This is a genomic window from Streptomyces sp. SPB074 (genome assembly GCF_000154905.1).
GTDB lineage: Bacteria > Actinomycetota > Actinomycetes > Streptomycetales > Streptomycetaceae > Streptomyces.
The window spans coordinates 3,129,771-3,146,626 of sequence record NZ_GG770539.1 but is presented as its reverse complement, the minus strand read 5'-3'; the positions used below and the strand labels follow the sequence as shown (position 1 = coordinate 3,146,626).

General features: G+C 69.1%; 19 protein-coding genes and 2 pseudogenes. 9 read left to right on the top strand and 12 right to left on the bottom strand.

The genetic code is table 11. The features are described 5' to 3' along the window. Nucleotides 1–72: 72 nt before the first annotated feature. A complete protein-coding gene (locus tag SSBG_RS12900) occupies nucleotides 73–507 on the bottom strand; it encodes a VOC family protein (RefSeq protein ID WP_008746580.1) in 435 nt (144 codons plus the stop codon). A gap of 267 nt (nucleotides 508–774) precedes the next feature. Here SSBG_RS12900 and SSBG_RS12895 point away from each other — a divergent pair, with 267 nt between their 5' ends. The 6 genes and pseudogenes from SSBG_RS12895 to SSBG_RS33685 form a co-directional block, all read left to right on the top strand. After that, on the top strand, nucleotides 775–1,107 hold the full coding sequence (locus SSBG_RS12895; RefSeq protein WP_037869646.1) for a hypothetical protein: 333 nt from the start codon (nucleotides 775–777) through the stop codon (nucleotides 1,105–1,107). Nucleotides 1,108–1,158: 51 nt separating this feature from the next. Continuing rightward, entirely contained in the window at nucleotides 1,159–1,491 is a 333-nt protein-coding gene (locus tag SSBG_RS12890; protein WP_037869644.1) for a hypothetical protein, read from the top strand. A gap of 310 nt (nucleotides 1,492–1,801) precedes the next feature. After that, nucleotides 1,802–2,188 (top strand): hypothetical protein, encoded by a 387-nt coding sequence (locus SSBG_RS34610; protein WP_234010510.1) that lies wholly within the window; start codon nucleotides 1,802–1,804, stop codon nucleotides 2,186–2,188. Between the two features lie 103 nt (nucleotides 2,189–2,291). Beyond that, nucleotides 2,292–2,900 (top strand): hypothetical protein, encoded by a 609-nt coding sequence (locus SSBG_RS12880; protein WP_008746576.1) that lies wholly within the window; start codon nucleotides 2,292–2,294, stop codon nucleotides 2,898–2,900. 103 nt (nucleotides 2,901–3,003) lie between these two features. Beyond that, on the top strand, nucleotides 3,004–3,576 hold the full coding sequence (locus SSBG_RS12875; protein ID WP_234010509.1) for a hypothetical protein: 573 nt from the start codon (nucleotides 3,004–3,006) through the stop codon (nucleotides 3,574–3,576). Between the two features lie 11 nt (nucleotides 3,577–3,587). Then, nucleotides 3,588–3,948: pseudogene (locus SSBG_RS33685) on the top strand (IS5/IS1182 family transposase); the annotation flags it as partial. 40 nt (nucleotides 3,949–3,988) lie between these two features. Here the strand turns inward: SSBG_RS33685 and SSBG_RS33210 are convergent. The 7 genes and pseudogenes from SSBG_RS33210 to SSBG_RS12840 form a co-directional block, all read right to left on the bottom strand. Further along, nucleotides 3,989–4,489 (bottom strand): hypothetical protein, encoded by a 501-nt coding sequence (locus tag SSBG_RS33210; RefSeq protein WP_158677775.1) that lies wholly within the window; start codon nucleotides 4,487–4,489, stop codon nucleotides 3,989–3,991. A gap of 53 nt (nucleotides 4,490–4,542) precedes the next feature. Continuing rightward, nucleotides 4,543–5,793: a DUF7224 domain-containing protein gene (locus SSBG_RS33205; protein ID WP_158677774.1), complete on the bottom strand. Its 1,251-nt coding sequence runs from the start codon at nucleotides 5,791–5,793 to the stop codon at nucleotides 4,543–4,545. Further along, nucleotides 5,790–6,536 carry an ABC transporter ATP-binding protein gene (locus SSBG_RS12870; RefSeq protein ID WP_037869641.1) on the bottom strand — a complete coding sequence of 249 codons (747 nt, stop codon included), beginning with the start codon at nucleotides 6,534–6,536 and terminating at the stop codon, nucleotides 5,790–5,792. Before SSBG_RS12870 ends, SSBG_RS33205 begins: the two co-directional genes overlap by 4 nt. Nucleotides 6,537–6,602: 66 nt before the next feature. After that, nucleotides 6,603–7,028 carry a hypothetical protein gene (locus SSBG_RS12865; RefSeq protein WP_008746570.1) on the bottom strand — a complete coding sequence of 142 codons (426 nt, stop codon included), beginning with the start codon at nucleotides 7,026–7,028 and terminating at the stop codon, nucleotides 6,603–6,605. A gap of 327 nt (nucleotides 7,029–7,355) precedes the next feature. Beyond that, nucleotides 7,356–7,889: a sugar nucleotide-binding protein gene (locus SSBG_RS31095; RefSeq protein WP_324603599.1), complete on the bottom strand. Its 534-nt coding sequence runs from the start codon at nucleotides 7,887–7,889 to the stop codon at nucleotides 7,356–7,358. A gap of 396 nt (nucleotides 7,890–8,285) precedes the next feature. Then, nucleotides 8,286–8,627, bottom strand: a pseudogene (locus tag SSBG_RS12855) (histone acetyltransferase); the annotation flags it as partial. Between the two features lie 1,359 nt (nucleotides 8,628–9,986). Beyond that, nucleotides 9,987–10,421, bottom strand: coding sequence for a VOC family protein (locus SSBG_RS12840; RefSeq protein ID WP_008746567.1), 435 nt, complete (start codon nucleotides 10,419–10,421; stop codon nucleotides 9,987–9,989). 267 nt (nucleotides 10,422–10,688) lie between these two features. Between SSBG_RS12840 and SSBG_RS12835 the strand changes: the two genes are divergently transcribed. The 3 genes from SSBG_RS12835 to SSBG_RS12830 all read left to right on the top strand — a co-directional run bounded on the left by SSBG_RS12835 (nucleotide 10,689) and on the right by SSBG_RS12830 (nucleotide 11,931). Continuing rightward, complete coding sequence (locus tag SSBG_RS12835; RefSeq protein WP_037869635.1) at nucleotides 10,689–11,021, top strand: hypothetical protein; 333 nt, start codon at nucleotides 10,689–10,691, stop codon at nucleotides 11,019–11,021. 51 nt (nucleotides 11,022–11,072) lie between these two features. Further along, entirely contained in the window at nucleotides 11,073–11,219 is a 147-nt protein-coding gene (locus SSBG_RS33200) for a hypothetical protein (RefSeq protein WP_008746565.1), read from the top strand. A 103-nt stretch (nucleotides 11,220–11,322) separates the two neighbouring features. Further along, entirely contained in the window at nucleotides 11,323–11,931 is a 609-nt protein-coding gene (locus SSBG_RS12830) for a hypothetical protein (RefSeq protein ID WP_008746564.1), read from the top strand. A 9-nt stretch (nucleotides 11,932–11,940) separates the two neighbouring features. On the opposite strand, the gene SSBG_RS12825 is transcribed toward SSBG_RS12830, so the two are convergent. The 4 genes from SSBG_RS12825 to SSBG_RS12810 all read right to left on the bottom strand — a co-directional run bounded on the left by SSBG_RS12825 (nucleotide 11,941) and on the right by SSBG_RS12810 (nucleotide 16,726). Beyond that, a complete protein-coding gene (locus SSBG_RS12825) occupies nucleotides 11,941–12,885 on the bottom strand; it encodes a serine/threonine dehydratase (protein ID WP_008746563.1) in 945 nt (314 codons plus the stop codon). Between the two features lie 70 nt (nucleotides 12,886–12,955). Beyond that, nucleotides 12,956–13,372 (bottom strand): NUDIX hydrolase, encoded by a 417-nt coding sequence (locus SSBG_RS12820; protein WP_008746562.1) that lies wholly within the window; start codon nucleotides 13,370–13,372, stop codon nucleotides 12,956–12,958. Further along, a complete protein-coding gene (locus SSBG_RS12815) occupies nucleotides 13,369–14,430 on the bottom strand; it encodes a CHAD domain-containing protein (RefSeq protein WP_008746561.1) in 1,062 nt (353 codons plus the stop codon). The genes SSBG_RS12820 and SSBG_RS12815 overlap by 4 nt, the downstream gene beginning before the upstream one ends. Further along, the gene (locus SSBG_RS12810) at nucleotides 14,411–16,726 is read right to left on the bottom strand and encodes an RNA degradosome polyphosphate kinase (RefSeq protein WP_008746560.1); all 2,316 of its coding nucleotides are present in this window, start codon (nucleotides 16,724–16,726) and stop codon (nucleotides 14,411–14,413) included. The genes SSBG_RS12815 and SSBG_RS12810 overlap by 20 nt, the downstream gene beginning before the upstream one ends. Nucleotides 16,727–16,856: the final 130 nt, after the last annotated feature.

Genomic DNA, 16,856 nt, shown 5'->3' with positions numbered 1-16,856 from the left:
GCCGGTGGCGTTGATGCAACCGGCGGGCCGGCCCGAACGGAACGCGGGCAAGGGAACGTTCGGGAAAGGAACTCAGTCGAGGTCGAACTCGTTTCCCTCTACGTCGCGCATGAGGATGCAGGATTCCTCTTCGCCGTCCGCGTAGAGGGTTTTCACGTGCGTGGCGCCGAGCGCGACGAGGCGGGCGCATTCCGCCTCCAGGGTGGCCAGGCGCTCCGCGCCGGTGAGGCCCGCGCCGGCGCGGACGTCCAGGTGCACGCGGTTCTTGACCGTCTTGCCCTCGGGGACGCGCTGGAAGAGGAGACGTGGCCCCGTACCGTCCGGGTGGGCGCACGCGAAGTAGACGGGTCGCTCCTCCGGCGGCAGCGAGTGGTGGTACTCCTCCCACGTCGTGAAGCCCTCTGGAACGGGAGGGCAGACATAGCCCAGGACCTCGCACCAGAAGGCGGCGAGGCGGACGGGATCGGCGCAGTCGACGGTCACTTGGATTTCACGGATCGCAGGCACCGGCGCAGCGTAAGGGGAGGGGAAGGCCGGGGCCAGCCGGTTTACGGGCCGGTGCGGCCTGTCGCGCGGGTGACGTGGAGGATGCCGCTGCGGACGGGGCGGGAAGTCCGCGGTGGGGCTGGGTGTCGATGGCTAACTGGCCACGGTGGCCGGTGAGTTATCTGGGTTCCTGGGCCCCGGGGTGGTGGCGGTGGCGGAAAGTGGTGGGCTAGGTTCGATCTCGTAGTGAGGAATGAGGGGCAAGGGCTGGGGACTCCGGGGGGAGATATGGCCGCCGAGGAAGCGAAGCCGAAGGTCGATAATCCGGATCGCCTGCGGCTTGAGGGCCTGCGCCAGGCGCTGGTGAAGGAGCGGACGGATTTTGTCCTGGCCTTCGAGCTGGCCGAGAAGGACGTCGGCAAGGGGAGTGCGACCGCCGCGCTGGCCTGGGTGGGCGATACGGCTGAGCGGTGGCACGGCGAGGTGGCGGGGCACCGCACGAAGGTGCGCGAACGGATCGACGCGGTACTCGAAGACCTGCGGCGCCGTATCAACTCGATGCCGGCGAAGGTGACCCCGGAGGAGGCGACGGCCATGAGCCGTAACCGGCGGATGCTCTGAAGAGGCGCTGAGAGGGAGGGTTGGCCGCGTCCGGGCTGTTCGCCAAAGTCTGTGGTGGGCAGTGCCGCCGGCATCGCGACCGCCTCCCTCACCGGTCCCGGAGGTGCCGTGGCGGGCGACCTCGTGGGGACGGCGGCCGGGCAGACCTTCGACGGGATTCTCAATGGATTTGGTGACGCTGAGGACAAGAGAATCAAGCAGGTGTACAAGAACATTCTGAAACAAGGAGACGCTGAATCCTCTGCGGTCTTGACGGTCCAGGAATCGGTCAAAGCGGCTACCCAAGACAATGCGGTCGCCACCGCAGTGGGGTCGGATGTGAGTCAGGGATTGGATGATGCCCAGGGAGTGATTGACAAAATCAAAGCAAGGGGAGACGAATGATGAACCAACATTCCTACCGTTTGCGTGAGTTGTGCCCACGAGTGGCCTGTGCCTGCGGGGAGTTCCGGTGACGCGGGGGGCGCGGAAAAACCGCTGGCTCGTGGTGGGTGCGGCGGTGTGCGGGATCGCGGTGCTGGTAGCGCTTGGGGTCGTTTACGCGATCGGCGGTTTCAGCTCGCGCGGGAAGATAACCGCCGACGATGTCTGTCCCCACACTCCGGGCCGGGGCAAGGTCGCCGAGACGCTAGGATCTGTCCTGCCGAAGGCTTCTTCTTATTCTTTCAGGGACAGATGGTCTCCGAAGGAGGGGATGGAGTTCCGTAATTCCTGCACCGTGCGGGGAGACGGCAAGGTGCTTCTTCTGCTGACGGCCGAACCCAATACCGTTTCCACTTGGCAGGATTGGCAGCAACACTCGGTTGATCCCGAGGACCAGCGCGGCCTGTCTCGCTTCCCGGCGGGTGAGCACGCTGTCGCGAATTCCACTGTCGCCGCCCTCGCGGTGCAGTGCGCGCCCTACGAGGAGATGGAAGGAGCGCCTCCCGTCTATCTGACGGTTGTGGCCCAGGCCAACCGGTCCCTCGACGTCTCCGGCGACAAGGCAAGGTCCGCTCTTGTTCGGCTCGCCACCGACTTCGCCCGGCAGGCGCACAAGGACGCCCGGTGCGATCTACCTTCGCAGCTGCCCGAGGGGTGAGGTGCCCGCGCGGTTGCCGGTGGGGTGAGGGGGAGGCGTAGTGGTCGGCGAGGAGAGGCGGGTGCGTATGGGTTGGGTGAGAGGGCGGCGACGGTCGGTCTTGGTGGTGGTCTGGGGTGGGGTTTTTGCTGTGCTCGCGGGGGCCGGTTTCGGGATCGCCGCGTGGCAGGGGGCGTTTGCCGAGGAGCGGGGGGATATCGCTGCGGGGGATGTCTGCTCGAATGTTCCGCATCGGGAACGGGCGGCTGAGATCTTTCGGTCCGTGTTGCCCGAGAATACTTCTTACTCTTTCGCGCCGTTGATCAAACATGGTGGTGACATCTTTGCGAGCGGATGTGACGTCTACGGCGGCAAGTTGAAGGACCGAAAATATCTGCTGAACTTCTATGCGCACCGGACGGCGCTTGGCTGGACCGAAGCGTTGGATGGTGAGGTGGTCCGTCCGGAGTACGGGGTGGGGCTTGAGCCGTTCCGGGCTGGGGACAAGGCATGGGCGGGGCCGCGCATGGCTTTTGTCGGGACGACGTGTCGGGAGAAGACGACGAAGAGGCCGGAAATGAATCGCATGGTGGTGGCCGTCATCGCGCAGACGCCGCTGGAAGCCGGTGACGCCAAGTCCACGTCCGTGCTCAAGGAACTCGCCGTCGATTTCGCCCGGCAGGTGCACAAGGACGCCGAGTGCGAGGTGCCCGCGCGGTTGCCGGTGGGGTGAGGCGGAGGCGTAGTGGTCGGCGCGGAGAGGGGTGGTGTGTATGGATGGGGCGAGAGGGCGGCGACGGTCGGTCTTGGTGCTGGTCTGGGGTGGGGTTTTGGCCGTGATCGCTGGGGCCGGGTTCGGAGTCGCCGCGTGGCAGGGTGTCTTCACCCAGCGCGGGGACATCGCGGCGTCCGACGTTTGCTCGAACGTCCCCGATCGCGCGAAGACGGCCGAGGCTCTCCGCTCCGTCTTGCCCAAGGAGGCCAGCTATTCCTTCGAAGAGACTTTGCTGCCCAGAAAGAACGATCACTTCACGAGTCTGTGCACGGTGTACGGGAAGGACGACAAGGCGCTCCTGCGGCTCAGGGCACTGCCCCGGGGCGGAGTCCCCTGGGATGAGTGGTGGAGTCACGCCCTTTTCGGGCTCAAGCGGGACGGGCTTGAGCCGTACCGCGCCGGTGAGAGGGCGTGGGCGGGCTCCCGGGCAGTGGTGATCGGGGTTCCTTGCCGGCCTGCCGAGACGCCCGGCGAGGAGGTGCGCGACATCGCGGTGTCGGTTCAGGCGAGCGAACCGCTCGACACCGGGAGCGGGAACGCACGCAAGGTACTCACCACTCTCGCCGTCGATTTCGCCCGGCAGGCCCACAAAGACGCCCGGTGCGAGCTGCCGTCGCGGTTGCCCGAGGGGTGAGGGGGAGACGTGGTGGTGGGCGCGGAAGCGAAGGGCTGAAGCCGATGGTGGAGGGTCACCCAACGAGACACGACCCCCACCGCGGCCGCCACTTCAGACCCCAGCGCCTCCACGCCGACAAAGCCTGCGACCGGGCCGATGTGCGCAGAAGGCTGCGAGGGAAGCGGATCGGCGTGCGTATCGCCCGCGAAGGCATCGGTCCAGCAAACGATTGGGGTGCCGCAGACGGGTCATTGAGCGCACCATGTCCTGGCTGTCCGGCTACCGCAGCCTCGGCCCCGCTACGAACGCGACCCCCGCAACTACCTTTCCTTTCTCGGACTCGTCGCCGCCCTGTGCTGCTACAAGCGACTCGTCCGCGTCACCACGTAGGACACGGGCTAAGTTCCTCGTGGTCCCGCAAACCGTATACCTATGACTTTGCGGATGACCTGACAGAATGAATTCCCGTCACTGCCAGCAGTATCGCTGTCAGAGACCACGCAGGGACGCTGCCTGACGGATACAGGACCACTGCCCACCAAGCGTGGCTTCCCGCCGGACCACGACCGGCAACGATGCTGGCAATCAACAGCATCATGCTGACGGAAATACCTGATGCACTGTTCCCCACGTGGGCGACCAAAAGGCCGATGCAGGTCAGCAGTAGCACGTTGCGCGCGTTGTCGAAGCCTGTGACGAAGCCTGCCACCAAACACAGGACGAATACGGACGCTATGAACACCGCATCGATAACGGCGACAGCTACGGCTGCAGTGCGCTCGATGTGGTCGGCGCGTCGGTTCAGGCAGTACAAGACCGTGGAAGACACCAGCAAGGGAGTGAAGTAGGCCAAGGGCGTCACGCCACTGCCGTTGAGCGCGGGCAGGTCGACACTGCTCGTGCCCGAAAGCTGACACACCACTGCCATCACGATGATTGCTGCTAGCGCAATCCACCACCTCCGCACTGTTGTGATGTATAGCCTCAACGAGCCCCCTCCTCATGGCAGGCATGGGTGAGCACCTGCTGCCTGAACCAGGCGGACTGTTGCTTCGCCGGCGCGTTCAGCACAGGGCCTACCAGACCCCACAGTTGCGGGTCGGTTACCTGGCGCACCTCATCCTTGTTGCCAGCGACGGCAGTGGCCCACACAAGTTCTGGGGCCGAAGGGCCTCCACATGGGCGCCTTCCGTACTGCGCTGCAGTCCCCTCTACGGCCGATCCGGCGATGACGTCCACGGGGGTCTGGGACACGACTCCCGCGTCGTCGGCAGGCAGCGACCAATCCAGTGGCCATACGCCTGGTGCGGGCCTTTTCGACGGCGAAAGGATCTCCATACGCTTCGGTTGCGCTACCCCGGCATCAGCCAGCGCACGGAGCGGAGCTTTGGTGCTTTGGCGAATCTGGGGTATGTAGGGCCGGTACTCCGGTGGAACGCAGATCTGCGGGCTGGTTCCAGAACATGCGGAAGAATAAGCACGGACAGTCGTCGGGTTGCTGTAGCCCCATCCGCTGACGACGGCATATCCGGCAAACAGTGCTGCGACGACGATACCTACACCGGCGGCGAGGAAACCTGGGCGAAAACCGCTACGGGTGACGAGCCATGCTACGACGATAAGACAGGAAGTGAAGACCCACGGCACAAAATAGATCTCAGGCCGGTGGACGTCGGTGATGGTGGAAGTCCCGTCGATAAACCCGCCCAGATGCCTCAGCCACCCGTTCCTCATCGCGTGCGGCATCGTCAGCCAAGTCCAGCACAGAGCTGCCATTGCCGGTGCTGCGATACTTTTAGGAAGACGCTTGCCGGCGTACCAGCCGATGACGGCCCACTCGGCAGGAATTATGACTACGTGTGCCAGTCCGGTCCACCCGGCACCAGCGGGAAAAACGCCAGTGTTGATCCGCGACAGAAAAATAGCGAGGACCAGAAGTGCCGACTCCAGGGCAGCGATAGGAGTTCCGACGAGCAGGAGCAACGACCACCGCGACCGCGAGGATGTGGTCAGCATGTGGCGCACGGACTGCATACGCCCCGAGTCCCATGCGGCGCACGCGGCAACGGCCGGTGCTATGACAGCCAGAGCATAGATCGTGCTCTCACCCGACTCGACACCGTAGTGAGAAGGGGCGGTGTACGCCACGCTTTCCATATACAGCGATACGAACAGGATGGCTGGCAGGATCACCCAAGGGGCCGCCGAACGACGCAACTGCTGCCAAAAAATCACTGGAAACCACCTTCGAGAACAGCGGTGTAGGCGTTCTCCGCAGCGCGTTCCGAGTCGATTCCGACACCCGAATGGGCAAGGAACGAAGAAACAGAGCCGCTGAACAAGACCTTGCCCTCGTGAAGTACTACGACATCGCTGAAGGCTTCCCCGATATCGGCGATGTCGTGAGTGGAGACGATCACATGCGTGTCATCTCGCAGTGATGCGATGAGCTGTAGGAACGATCTGCGCTGCATCGGGTCTAGTCCCACGGTGGGTTCGTCAAGGAGGAGCACCTTGGCACGGTGGACAAGAGCCTGAGCGATGGCGACACGCTGCTGCTGCCCGCCGGAGAGATCACTGACCTTACGGTCCGCCTGCTTAGCAAGGCCGACACGTTCGAGTGCCACCCCGGATGCCCTGGATGCGTCACGCTGCGACATGCCCTTGAGCCAACCTGCGTAAGTAACATGCTGACGGCAAGTCATCCCTGATAGGAATGAGGGCTTCTGGGGTAGCCACGCCACTGCAGTGCGATACGCCGAAGACTGCTTCCGGTTCCATGCATCCAGGCCATCGAACGTGACGCCCCCGGTCTGCGGGCGCAGCGCGCCAGCTGCTAGCGACAAGAGCGTGCTTTTGCCTGCTCCATTAGGCCCGAGGAGGACGCTGGCTCCGGGGCTGAAAGCCAGGTCGAGGCCCTGGATGACGTCTGCTCCTCCCCTGTAGTGAAAGCCGCATCTGCGGAACTGGATAGGCATAAAGAGCCTTTCTGTGCGCTGGGCCCCCGCCGCAGTCGTCGCGGCGGGGGCCCAGAGAAGCGCTTGTCAGTAGTAGACGCTCAGAGACTTGACCGAGAAATAGTCGTAGCTGTTTGAACCGTAGTTGACGACAAAGTAGTAGTCGCCTGACCCGTGATCACTCCACGTGCCGCTCGATGTGGCCCCCGACTTGAAGCAAGCGGTGTAGCTCGCGGTGGTGTACACCGGGTCGGGACCGAACTGGTCCTTCCGCAGCGTCACACCGATTGCCTTGGTTCCGGTTGACGTGCAGCTCGTGAACTTGATCGTCGTGGACCCGCCGTTGTTGTCGTGCCAGCGAGACGACTCGAAGTCAGTGTTCACGTTGGTGAGGTGGCTGGTGTAGGTGGAGGCTTGCGCGGGCATGGCAAAGGCCCCCACTAGGGCAGTAGTTGCCGTTATGCCGACTACCGCCACGCGCTTGCTTCTGCGAGCCTTTTCCTGAGTGGACATCAGATCCGTTCCCCCATTGGTGCGTTGACGTTGGCCCACAGATCAAACACTAAAGCTTCATGACCTGTACACAGCAATCGACATGTGACGATGGTCTCACTCGCTGTCGCTGGTCGTACTCGCAGGGCAACCGATAGCGTCGACCGCATAGTCTGTTGGCAGTTGCGCTGTACAGGGGCGGTCGGCACTGCGGACTCGGGGTTGCAGATGGCAGCCGCCGATGGCGGCCTCGACGTCCCTCGCGCCTGAAAAACTAGCTGCGCCCACGAGGAACGCGTCGCCTGACTCTCCCCGGCGTACGCCTATCTCGCCTCGCGGGGCTTCGGCCTACCGGCGCAGGAATTCGCGCGCACCGCGCGGAGCACGTGTGCGGCGGTTTCGGGTGGCGTGGGTGTCGAGGCAGATGTCGCACGCTCCTTCCGGTACGCAGCCGCCGCGCGGTCCGGCGGGGAGCCGGGAGGCGTCCAGTCCGTCCCGTACGGGGATGGAGCAGCCGGGTTCGTGACGGCTGACGGTGTCGGGGCCCGCCACGTACTGCAAACCGGTCGCCTCGTCGTTGACGGCGAGTTGCAGGACGGCGGCCGCCAAATCGCTGACGTGCCCGGGGCAGCGGATGTTGTCGGTGAACAGCATCCCCTCGCGGGTGCGGGCGATCAGGCCGTACACGGCATGTTCGTGCGGGGAGCGCCCATGGCCGGCGATCAGCGAGGTGCGCACGGCGGTGGCCGGGTTCGCCAGGAGGATGCCGGTCTCCGCCGCCGCCTTCGCGGCGCCGTAGGGGGTGATCGGATCGGGCAGGCTCGTCTCCGCGTAGTTGACCCGCGTCCCGGAGAAGACGGCGTCGCTGGAGAGGTGGACCAGGCGGGCCCCGCACTTTGCGGCCGCAGCGGCGAGCCGGATGGGCCCCTGCGCGGGGGACCGCCCATTCGGGCTTGTTGCTCGACGTGTTGATCACCAGGCGGGTACGCACAGTGCCGATCACGTGTTCCGCCTGTCCCGGGTTGCGCAGATCCAGCCGGCGCCAGGCGACCCCGGGTGCGTCCCCGCGCTTGTTTGCGTACGTCGCGGCCACGTCGTCTCCGGCCGCCGTCGCCCGGTGGATCAGCTCTGTGCCCAGGCCGCTGCCGCCCGTGATCAGAGTCGTCATGCTCGGACACGGTAGACCGGACAGCGTCGTCTCGGCGTACAAGGCCCGCGGTGGGCGGGAGCGGGACGGCGAAGGCAGTCTTCTCGTCCGCGCCCCCGCGACAGGGCCGGCTACTCCCCGGGCTGCCAGACGTAACGGATGTCGGGCTCGCGCTCGTCGTTGCCGCTCCCATCCGTCCGTTCACGTGCGACGGAGCCGTGCCGCTCATGGAACCGGTGTGCCGGGCCGTTGATCTGGAACGTGCACAGGGCGAGCCCCTGTGGACGTTGCCGCTTGGCCAGGGAGACGAACCGGTCTCCCAGTCCGCGCCCGCGCCAGAAAGGTTCGAGGTAGGGCTGCTTGAGTCCGGCGGCCTGGAGCACCGTCACCCCCACGACGGTGCTGTCCGCGGTGGCCGCCACTCATGTCTCGTGTCCCGGGACGAGGACGTGCGCGAACCCGTCCCGCACCTCGGCCGCACTGTCCGCGCACTCACGAAGTCCGGTACGCACGACGAAAGAACCGACCGTCGCCTGGCGGCCGTCACAGCCGATACCGCCATGCAGGCCGGTTGGTACGCGCTCGACGGCGGCCGACACGAGGCCGCACAGCGCCTCCTCCTCGGCGCGCTCCGCGCGGCCCATGCCTCGCAGGACTCGCGGCTGCGCGCCGGAGCGCTGTCGTTCCTCGCCATCCAGGGCTACTCCGTGGGCGACCCGCGTGATGCGGTCACCGCGGCCAGGACCGCACGGCAGTTGCTCGCGGACCAGGACGCGGCCGCCCTGCGCGCGATGCTGCTGATTCACGGACAACGGGGCAGCGTCTACATGGAGTTGGGCAAGCCCGCCGAGGCTGCGACAGCCTTCGCGTCGGCCCGAGGCTCACTCGCTGCGGACGCGGCGCGGACGAAGGCGCAGTTCCTCTCCCGCACGGCCACGGCACAGATGCGCGCGGGCGATGCCGACGCCGGGTGCGCGACCGGGGAGGAGGTCCTGGCGATGGTGCGAAGCGTGCGCTCGCGAGGCTGGGCGAGCACCTGCACTCGATGCTCGCTGAGGCCCGCCGCTCCGGCGGCGCGAGGGCCGTACGGTCCTTCGTCGAGCACGGTGAAGAAGTCCTCCGGGAGCGGGTGCCGGCATGATCCTCGTCCTCTGGGGCATCGACCGGTCCCTCCTCTACGCGGGGGACACCGACCGCCTCGTCTACCGCGAGGTCTTCCGCGCCGCCGTCGGCCGCCCGGCGACGAAGCTGCCAGCGAAGGGGACGGGGGCCACGATGCCCGTGGCGGTACGGGAACTTCTCGGGGCACGCGCGGACGCGGACCTCGGCCCGTCGATCGTGACGGGGAACCTGCGGGAGAGCGCGGAGATCAAGCTTGCCGCCTTCGGCCTCACCGACTACGTGCACATCCCACTGGGCGGCTACGCCTCCGACGACCCCCACCGCCCCGCCCTCGTTCGTATCGCCCAGGCCCGCGCGGAACGCGCCCGCGGCCGACCCTTCACCCGCGCGAACACGGTCATCGTTGGTGACTCCCTGCAAGACGCCTGCACGGGCAAGGAGGGTGGCGCCCGGGTGATCGAAGTCGCCTCGACGTTCTGGACGACCTCGCCTACCCGGTGCGGTTGCGGCCGGCGAAGCTGCCGACCACCTTCCGGGCCGATTCCGCGCCCGTCGAGCCGTCGGACCTCCCCGACGTGCGGCCCTCCCCGTGGTGGCACAGTTGCGACGTCTGCGAGCGGGCCCTGCGGTACGGGCCCGGGCGGTGCCGGGACTGCGAGGCGGAGCGGGGTGCCGCCGCCGACAGGTGGTGAGCGGTCGGGCGGCGGGGCTCAGTCGAGGCAGAACTCGTTGCCCTCGATGTCCTGCATCGTGACGCACGACTCGTTCTCGCCGTCGGCGAGCTGGGTGTACAGGTGGACGGCGCCGAGGGCTTCCAGCCGGGCCTGCTCCGCCTGGAGCGTCGCGAGACGTTCGTCCCCGACGAGGCCCTTGCCCGCCCGCACGTCGATGTGGACGCGGTTCTTGACCACCTTGCCCTCGGGCACCCGCTGAAAGAGCAGCCGCGGACCCGCGTCCGTCGGGTCCGAACAGGCGAAGTACACCGGCTGTTCCTCACGCGGCACGGCGTCCCCGTACTCCGCCCAGCTCCCGTAACCGTCGGGCGCCTCGGGAAGGACATACCCGAGCGCCTCGCACCAGAAGGCGGCGAGGCGGACGGGGTCGGCGCAGTCGACGGTCACTTGGATTTCACGGATCGCAGGCACCGGCGCAGCGTAAGGGGAGGGGAAGGCCGGGGCCAGCCGGTTTACGGGCCGGTGCGGCCTGTCGCGCGGGCGACGCGGAGGATGCCGCTGCGGACGGGGCGGGAAGTCCGCGGTGGGACGAGGTGTCGATGGCCAACTGGCCACGGTGGCCGACGAGTTATCTGGGTTCCTGGGCCCCGGGGTGGTGGCGGTGACGGAAAGTGGTGGGCTAGGTTCGATCTCGTAGTGAGGAATGAGGGGCAAGGGCTGGGGACTCCGGGGGGAGATATGGCCGCCGAGGAAGCGAGGCCGAAGGTCGACAATCCGGATCGCCTGCGGCTTGAGGGCCTGCGCCAGGCGCTGGTGAAGGAGCGGACGGATTTTGTCCTGGCCTTCGAGCTGGCCGAGAAAGATGTCGGCAAGGGGAGTGCGACCGCCGCGCTGGCCTGGGTGGGCGATACGGCCGAGCGGTGGCACGGCGAGGTGGCGGGGCACCGCACGAAGGTGCGCGAACGGATCGACGCGGTACTCGAAGACCTGCGGCGCCGTATCAACTCGATGCCGGCGAAGGTGACCCCGGAGGAGGCGACGGCCATGAGCCGCAACCGGCGGATGCTCTGAAGAGGCGCTGAGAGGGAGGGTTGGCCGCGTCCGGGCTGTTCGCCAAAGTCTGTGGTGGGCAGTGCCGCCGGCATCGCGACCGCCTCCCTCACCGGTCCCGGAGGTGCCGTGGCGGGCGACCTCGTGGGGACGGCGGCCGGGCAGACCTTCGACGGGATTCTCAATGGATTTGGTGACGCTGAGGACAAGAAGGGGTGAGGTGCCCGCGCGGTTGCCGGTGGGGTGAGGGGGAGGCGTAGTGGTCGGCGAGGAGAGGCGGGTGCGTATGGGTTGGGTGAGAGGGCGGCGACGGTCGGTCTTGGTGGTGGTCTGGGGTGGGGTTTTTGCTGTGCTCGCGGGGGCCGGTTTCGGGATCGCCGCGTGGCAGGGGGCGTTTGCCGAGGAGCGGGGGGATATCGCTGCGGGGGATGTCTGCTCGAATGTTCCGCATCGGGAACGGGCGGCTGAGATCTTTCGGTCCGTGTTGCCCGAGGATACTTCTTACGCTTTTTCGTCGGATGTGAAAGACGGGCATGAACTCTTCACCAGTCTCTGCGCCGTCCACGGCGGCAAGCCGAGGGATCGGCAGGATCTGTTGACTTTTACGGGGCACAGCACGGCGCTTGGCTGGACCGAAGCGTTGGATGGTGAGGTGGTCCGTCCGGAGTACGGGGTGGGGCTTGAGCCGTTCCGGGCTGGGGACAAGGCGTGGGCGGGGCCGCGCATGGCTTTTGTCGGGACGACGTGTCGGGAGAAGACGACGAAGAAGCCGGAAATGAATCGCATGGTGGTGGCCGTCATCGCGCAGACGCCGCTGGAAGCCGGTGACGCCAAGTCCACGTCCGTGCTCAAGGAACTCGCCGTCGATTTCGCCCGGCAGGTGCACAGGGACGCCGAGTGCGAGGTGCCCGCGCGGCTGCCCGAGGGGTGAAACGGGTGGTCAGCGGTTGTCCGAGAGGGTGGCCGGGTCGGTGTTGGCTCCGCAGAGGATGATGGCCACGCGTTCGCCGGGGGCGGGGGCGTAGGCGCCGGTGGTCAGGGGGGACAGGGCGGTCGCCGCCGCGTGTTCCACCGCCAGACGGTGGTGGTCCCACAGGTCCCGGCGGGTGCGGATGATCGCCTCGTCCGGGACGGTCAGGAGCGTGGAGAGCGGGTGTTGGGCCGCCGTCAGCGCCAACTCCGCAGCACGGCGCGCTCCCAGGGAGTCCGCCGCCACCGAGTCCGGTACGACGTCCACCACTTCGCCCGCCCGTACCGCCTCCGAGAGCGCCGCGCAGTGCGTCGGCTCCACGCCCACCGCGCGGATGCCGTGGTGGTGGGCCGCCGTCGCCACGCCCGCGAACAGGCCGCCCCCGCCGACCGCCACCACGAGCGTGTCCAGGCCGGGGACCTGCTCCAGCACCTCGTCCAGCAGCGTGCCCGCGCCCGCCGCGATCAGCGCGTCGTCGTACGCGTGCGAGAGCAGCGCGCCCGCGTCGGCGGCGAAATCCGCGCAGGACGCGGCGGCCTCCGCGTACTCCCTGCCGACCAGGCGCACCCGCGCCCCGTGCTCCGCGAGCCGGTCCACCTTCACGCGGGGCGCGTTCTGCGGCAGGAACACCGTCGCCGGTACGCCCGCCCCGCGCGCCGCCCACGCGCACGCGAGCCCCGCGTTCCCGCCCGAGGCGATCGTCACCCCGGCCGCCGGAAGCGTGCCCGCCTCGCGGTGCGCCGCGACGAAGTTCCACGCCCCGCGCGCCTTGAAGCTCCCCGTGTACTGCGTGAACTCCAGTGCCACGGACACGTGTTCCGCGTACGGCAGCACGGCCGCCCGCCGCACGTGCCCCGCGATCCGGTCGCGGGCGGTCTTGATGTCGTCGTACGTGAGGGAGGTCGGGGACGGCATGGGACGCGGGGCTCCTCGCGCTCGGGGGCCGGGGTACGACGGTACGTCCCGCCCGCCGCGCACGGCGGAGTTATTCCCGTACCGCCCGCAACTCCCGTACCGCGCGCGCCAGGAGGGACCGGTCCCGCGCCGCGGTCAGCAGTGCCGCCGCCGCCTCGGGGGGCAGCCAGCGGATCGCGTCGATCTCGTCGTTCGGCGCGAAGCTGCCGCCCGTCTCCTCCGCGAGCCAGTAGTCGACCGTCTTCGCCCGTCCGCCGTGCGTCCGGTAGGCGACGCGGGGGAGGCGGGTCAGGGGGCGGCACGTGCGGCCCGTCTCCTCCTCCACCTCGCGCAGCGCGGCGGCCAGTTCCGTCTCACCGGGCTTGAGATGCCCCTTCGGGAAGGACCAGTCGTCCCACTTGGGGCGGTGGACGAGGCAGAACTCGACGCCGGGCGCGGGCGAGCGGCGCCACAGGACGCAGCCCGCCGCGCGGGCCGGGGTGCTCATACGCGTACCGCCTCCCGCCACGCGCGCTGGAAGGTGTGGCGGGCCGCCTCCACCTCCTGGCGCTGGACCGCGTGCAGGACACCGAGCGCGTACGCCGTCGGCGGCGCGATGCGCGGGGTACGGGCGGCGGCCGCCGCCGCCGCTGCCGCGTCCGCCGCGTCCCGGTGCCGGTCCAGGGCGCGGGCGCCGGGCACGGTACGCGCCTCCGGTACGGCGCCCAGCGCCTCCGCCGCGTACACCCGCACCCGCAGCAGGCGGCGCACCCGGTGCCACGGCGCGTCCTGCGGCTCCCCGCCGGGCGCCGCGCTGCCGAGCGCCGAAGCCTCCGCGTTGTACGGGGCGCCCGCGCGGTCCAGCGGGAGCGCGGCGATCGCGTCGGCGAGCCGGTGCGAGGCCAGCGCGGCGAGCGCGCCGACGACTTCCGGGTCCTGCGGGGAGGCCCCGCGGCGGTAGGGGACCTCGCTCGCGAGGACGGCGACCGCGTCCGCGACCGCGTGGAAACGCGCCGAGCCGAGCGCGTCGAGCGCCGCCGAGTGCGCGCGGGTACGGGCGAGGGTCAACTGCCGGTCGAGCAGGGCGCCCGCGCGCGCCGCGCCCATGGGGAGCGGCCCCTCCGGGTGCCCCTGCGCGGGCACGGCGCCACCCCGTACGCCCTCCTCGTCCCGCAGCCGGCGCAGCGCGCCGAGGAGCCGGCCGAGCCGGTGCGCGCACGCGTACTCGCTGCCCGACACGGCCGAGAGCCAGTGCAGTTCGGCTTGCAGGTGCTCCGCCCACTCGGCTTCGAGGAGCGGCCGGAAGGTGTGCAGGGTCGCCTCCACGCGACGGGCGGCGGCCCGCAGCGCGCGGACGGCCGCCTCCGTCTCCACGGCCGAGGTGCCCGATTCGCGGCGGGCGCGCAGGGCGCGGAGGAAGGCGGCGGCCTGCTCCTGGAGGTAGGCCGATACGGGGCCGCCGGGGGGCGCCGGGGCCGCTCCCGGCGTCCCGGGCGGCTCGGGCGCTCGCGGGGCACGGACCGGCACGCTCTGCGGCCGGGCCCGCTCAGGGGGTCGAGGTGCCACGCCTCCGCCTCCGTGCGTCGATCAGGAGTTCCTGCACGTTGGGGAGTCGCTGCCCGTCCGCGTCCGTCGAGTGGTGGACCCACTCGCCGTCCGGGCCGAGGTGCCAGGAGGCGGTGGAGTCCGACATGCCCGTCTCCAGGACGCGCGCGAGCGCCGCGCGGTGGGCGGGGTCCGAGACCCGCACCAGCGCCTCGATGCGGCGGTCCAGGTTGCGGTGCATCATGTCCGCGCTGCCGAACCACACTTCGGGCTCGCCGCCGTTGCCGAAGGCGAAGACCCGGGAGTGCTCCAGGAAGCGGCCGAGGACGGAGCGGACGCGGATGTTCTCGGAGAGCCCGGGGACGCCGGGGCGGATGGCGCAGATGCCCCGCACCCACACGTCGACCGGGACGCCCGCCATCGAGGCGCGGTAGCAGGCGTCGATGATCGCCTCGTCCACCATCGAGTTGACCTTGAAGTGCACGTGCGCGGGGCGTCCGGCGCGGTGGTGGCGCACCTCGTTCTCGATGCGCTCGATCAGGCCGTCGCGCAGCGAGCGCGGGGCGACGAGCAGGCGGCGGTACGTCTCGCGGCGCGAGTAGCCCGAGAGCCGGTTGAAGAGGTCGGAGAGGTCCGCGCCGACCTGCGGGTCGGCGGTGAGCAGGCCGAGGTCCTCGTAGAGGCGGGCGGTCTTCGGGTGGTAGTTGCCCGTCCCCACATGGGAGTAGCGGCGCAGCGTCTCGCCCTCCTGGCGGACGACGAGGGAGAGCTTGCAGTGGGTCTTGAGGCCGACGAGCCCGTAGACCACGTGGCAGCCCGCCTCCTCCAGCTTCCGCGCCCACTTGATGTTCGCCTGCTCGTCGAAACGCGCCTTGATCTCGACCAGGACGAGCACCTGCTTGCCCGACTCGGCCGCGTCGATGAGCGCGTCCACTATCGGCGAGTCGCCCGAGGTCCGGTACAGCGTCTGCTTAATGGCGAGCACGTCCGGGTCGGCGGCGGCCTGTTCCAGGAACGCCTGCACGGAGGTCGAGAAGGAGTCGTAGGGGTGGTGCAGGAGCACGTCCCGCTCGCGCACCGCCGCGAAGATGTCGGGCGCGGAGGCGGACTCGACCTCGGCGAGATCACGGTGCGTGCCCGCGATGAACTTCGGGAACTTGAGCTCCGGCCGGTCCAGCGAGGTGATCCCGAAGAGGCCCGTCAGGTCGAGCGGCCCCGGCAGCGGGTACACCTCGACGTCCGAGATCTTGAGCTCGCGCACGAGCAGGTCGAGGATGTACGGGTCGATCGACTCCTCCACCTCCAGGCGGACGGGCGGCCCGAACCGGCGGCGCATCAGCTCCTTCTCCAGCGCCTGGAGCAGGTTCTCGGCGTCGTCCTCCTCCACCTCCAGGTCCTCGTTGCGGGTGAGGCGGAAGGAGTGGTGCGCGAGCACCTCCATCCCCGGGAACAGCTCCTCCAGGTGCGCCGCGATGACGTCCTCGATGGGGACGTACCGGTCGGGCGCCGCCTCCAGGAAACGGCTCAGGAGCGGCGGGACCTTGACGCGCGCGAAGTGGCGGTGTCCGCTCACCGGGTTCCGCACCACCACCGCGAGGTTGAGACTCAGTCCCGAGATGTACGGGAAGGGGTGCGCGGGGTCCACCGCGAGGGGGGTGAGGACGGGGAAGATCTGCTGCCGGAAGAGCGTGAAGAGCCGCGCCTGCTCCGTCTCGCTCAGCTCGGCCCAGCGCACGAGCTGCACGCCCTCGTCGGCGAGCGCGGGCAGCACGTCCTGCTGGAAGCAGGCCGCGTGGCGCGCCATGAGCTCGCGCGAGCGCGTCCAGATCAGCTCCAGAACCTCGCGCGGCAGCAGCCCGGACGCGGAACGGGTCGCGACACCCGTCGCGATGCGCCGCTTGAGGCCCGCGACCCGGACCATGAAGAACTCGTCCAGATTGCTCGCGAAGATCGCCAGGAAGTTGGCACGTTCGAGCAGCGGGGTGCGGGGGTCCTCGGCGAGTTCGAGCACGCGCTCGTTGAAGGCGAGCCAGGAGCGCTCGCGGTCGAGGAAGCGGTCGGCGGGCAGCTCGATGCCCTCGGGGTCCTCGTAGGCGTCGAGGTCCGCGTCGAGGTCGGGTTCGAGAGCGGAGCCGGCGCCGGGGGCACCGTGCGCGGTGTCGCGCGGCGACTGCCCGGAGGGGGCCGCGCGGTGGCCGGGCAGCGAGGCGACGGCGGGACGGCCGCTTCCGGCACGGGGACTGGCGGCGGACGAGGGGGCGGAACCGGGCCGGCCGGGGACCGGGGAGCTGGGACTGCTGCTGCTCGGCTGCGTCATGGGGTCATTCTTCCGCCTGGAGGCCGCTTGTGGCGCGTCGAGCGGCGATGTTCCCGGCCCGGCGTCCGCGCCGCTCACGGCCCCGGGCGCGGGCGCCGGGCGCGGTGCGGGGCGCAGGGGGCGGATGCGC

Bases quoted from the DNA above. Each gene is read 5' to 3' on its own strand.
- SSBG_RS12895 (WP_037869646.1), top strand. From the start codon at position 775: ATGGCCGCCGAGGAAGCGAAGCCGAAGGTCGATAATCCGGATCGCCTG.
- SSBG_RS34610 (WP_234010510.1), top strand. From the start codon at position 1,802: ATGGAGTTCCGTAATTCCTGCACCGTGCGGGGAGACGGCAAGGTGCTT.
- SSBG_RS12870 (WP_037869641.1), bottom strand. From the start codon at position 6,536: ATGCCTATCCAGTTCCGCAGATGCGGCTTTCACTACAGGGGAGGAGCA.
- SSBG_RS12865 (WP_008746570.1), bottom strand. From the start codon at position 7,028: ATGTCCACTCAGGAAAAGGCTCGCAGAAGCAAGCGCGTGGCGGTAGTC.
- SSBG_RS12835 (WP_037869635.1), top strand. From the start codon at position 10,689: ATGGCCGCCGAGGAAGCGAGGCCGAAGGTCGACAATCCGGATCGCCTG.
- SSBG_RS12825 (WP_008746563.1), bottom strand. From the start codon at position 12,885: ATGCCGTCCCCGACCTCCCTCACGTACGACGACATCAAGACCGCCCGC.
- SSBG_RS12820 (WP_008746562.1), bottom strand. From the start codon at position 13,372: ATGAGCACCCCGGCCCGCGCGGCGGGCTGCGTCCTGTGGCGCCGCTCG.
- SSBG_RS12810 (WP_008746560.1), bottom strand. From the start codon at position 16,726: ATGACGCAGCCGAGCAGCAGCAGTCCCAGCTCCCCGGTCCCCGGCCGG.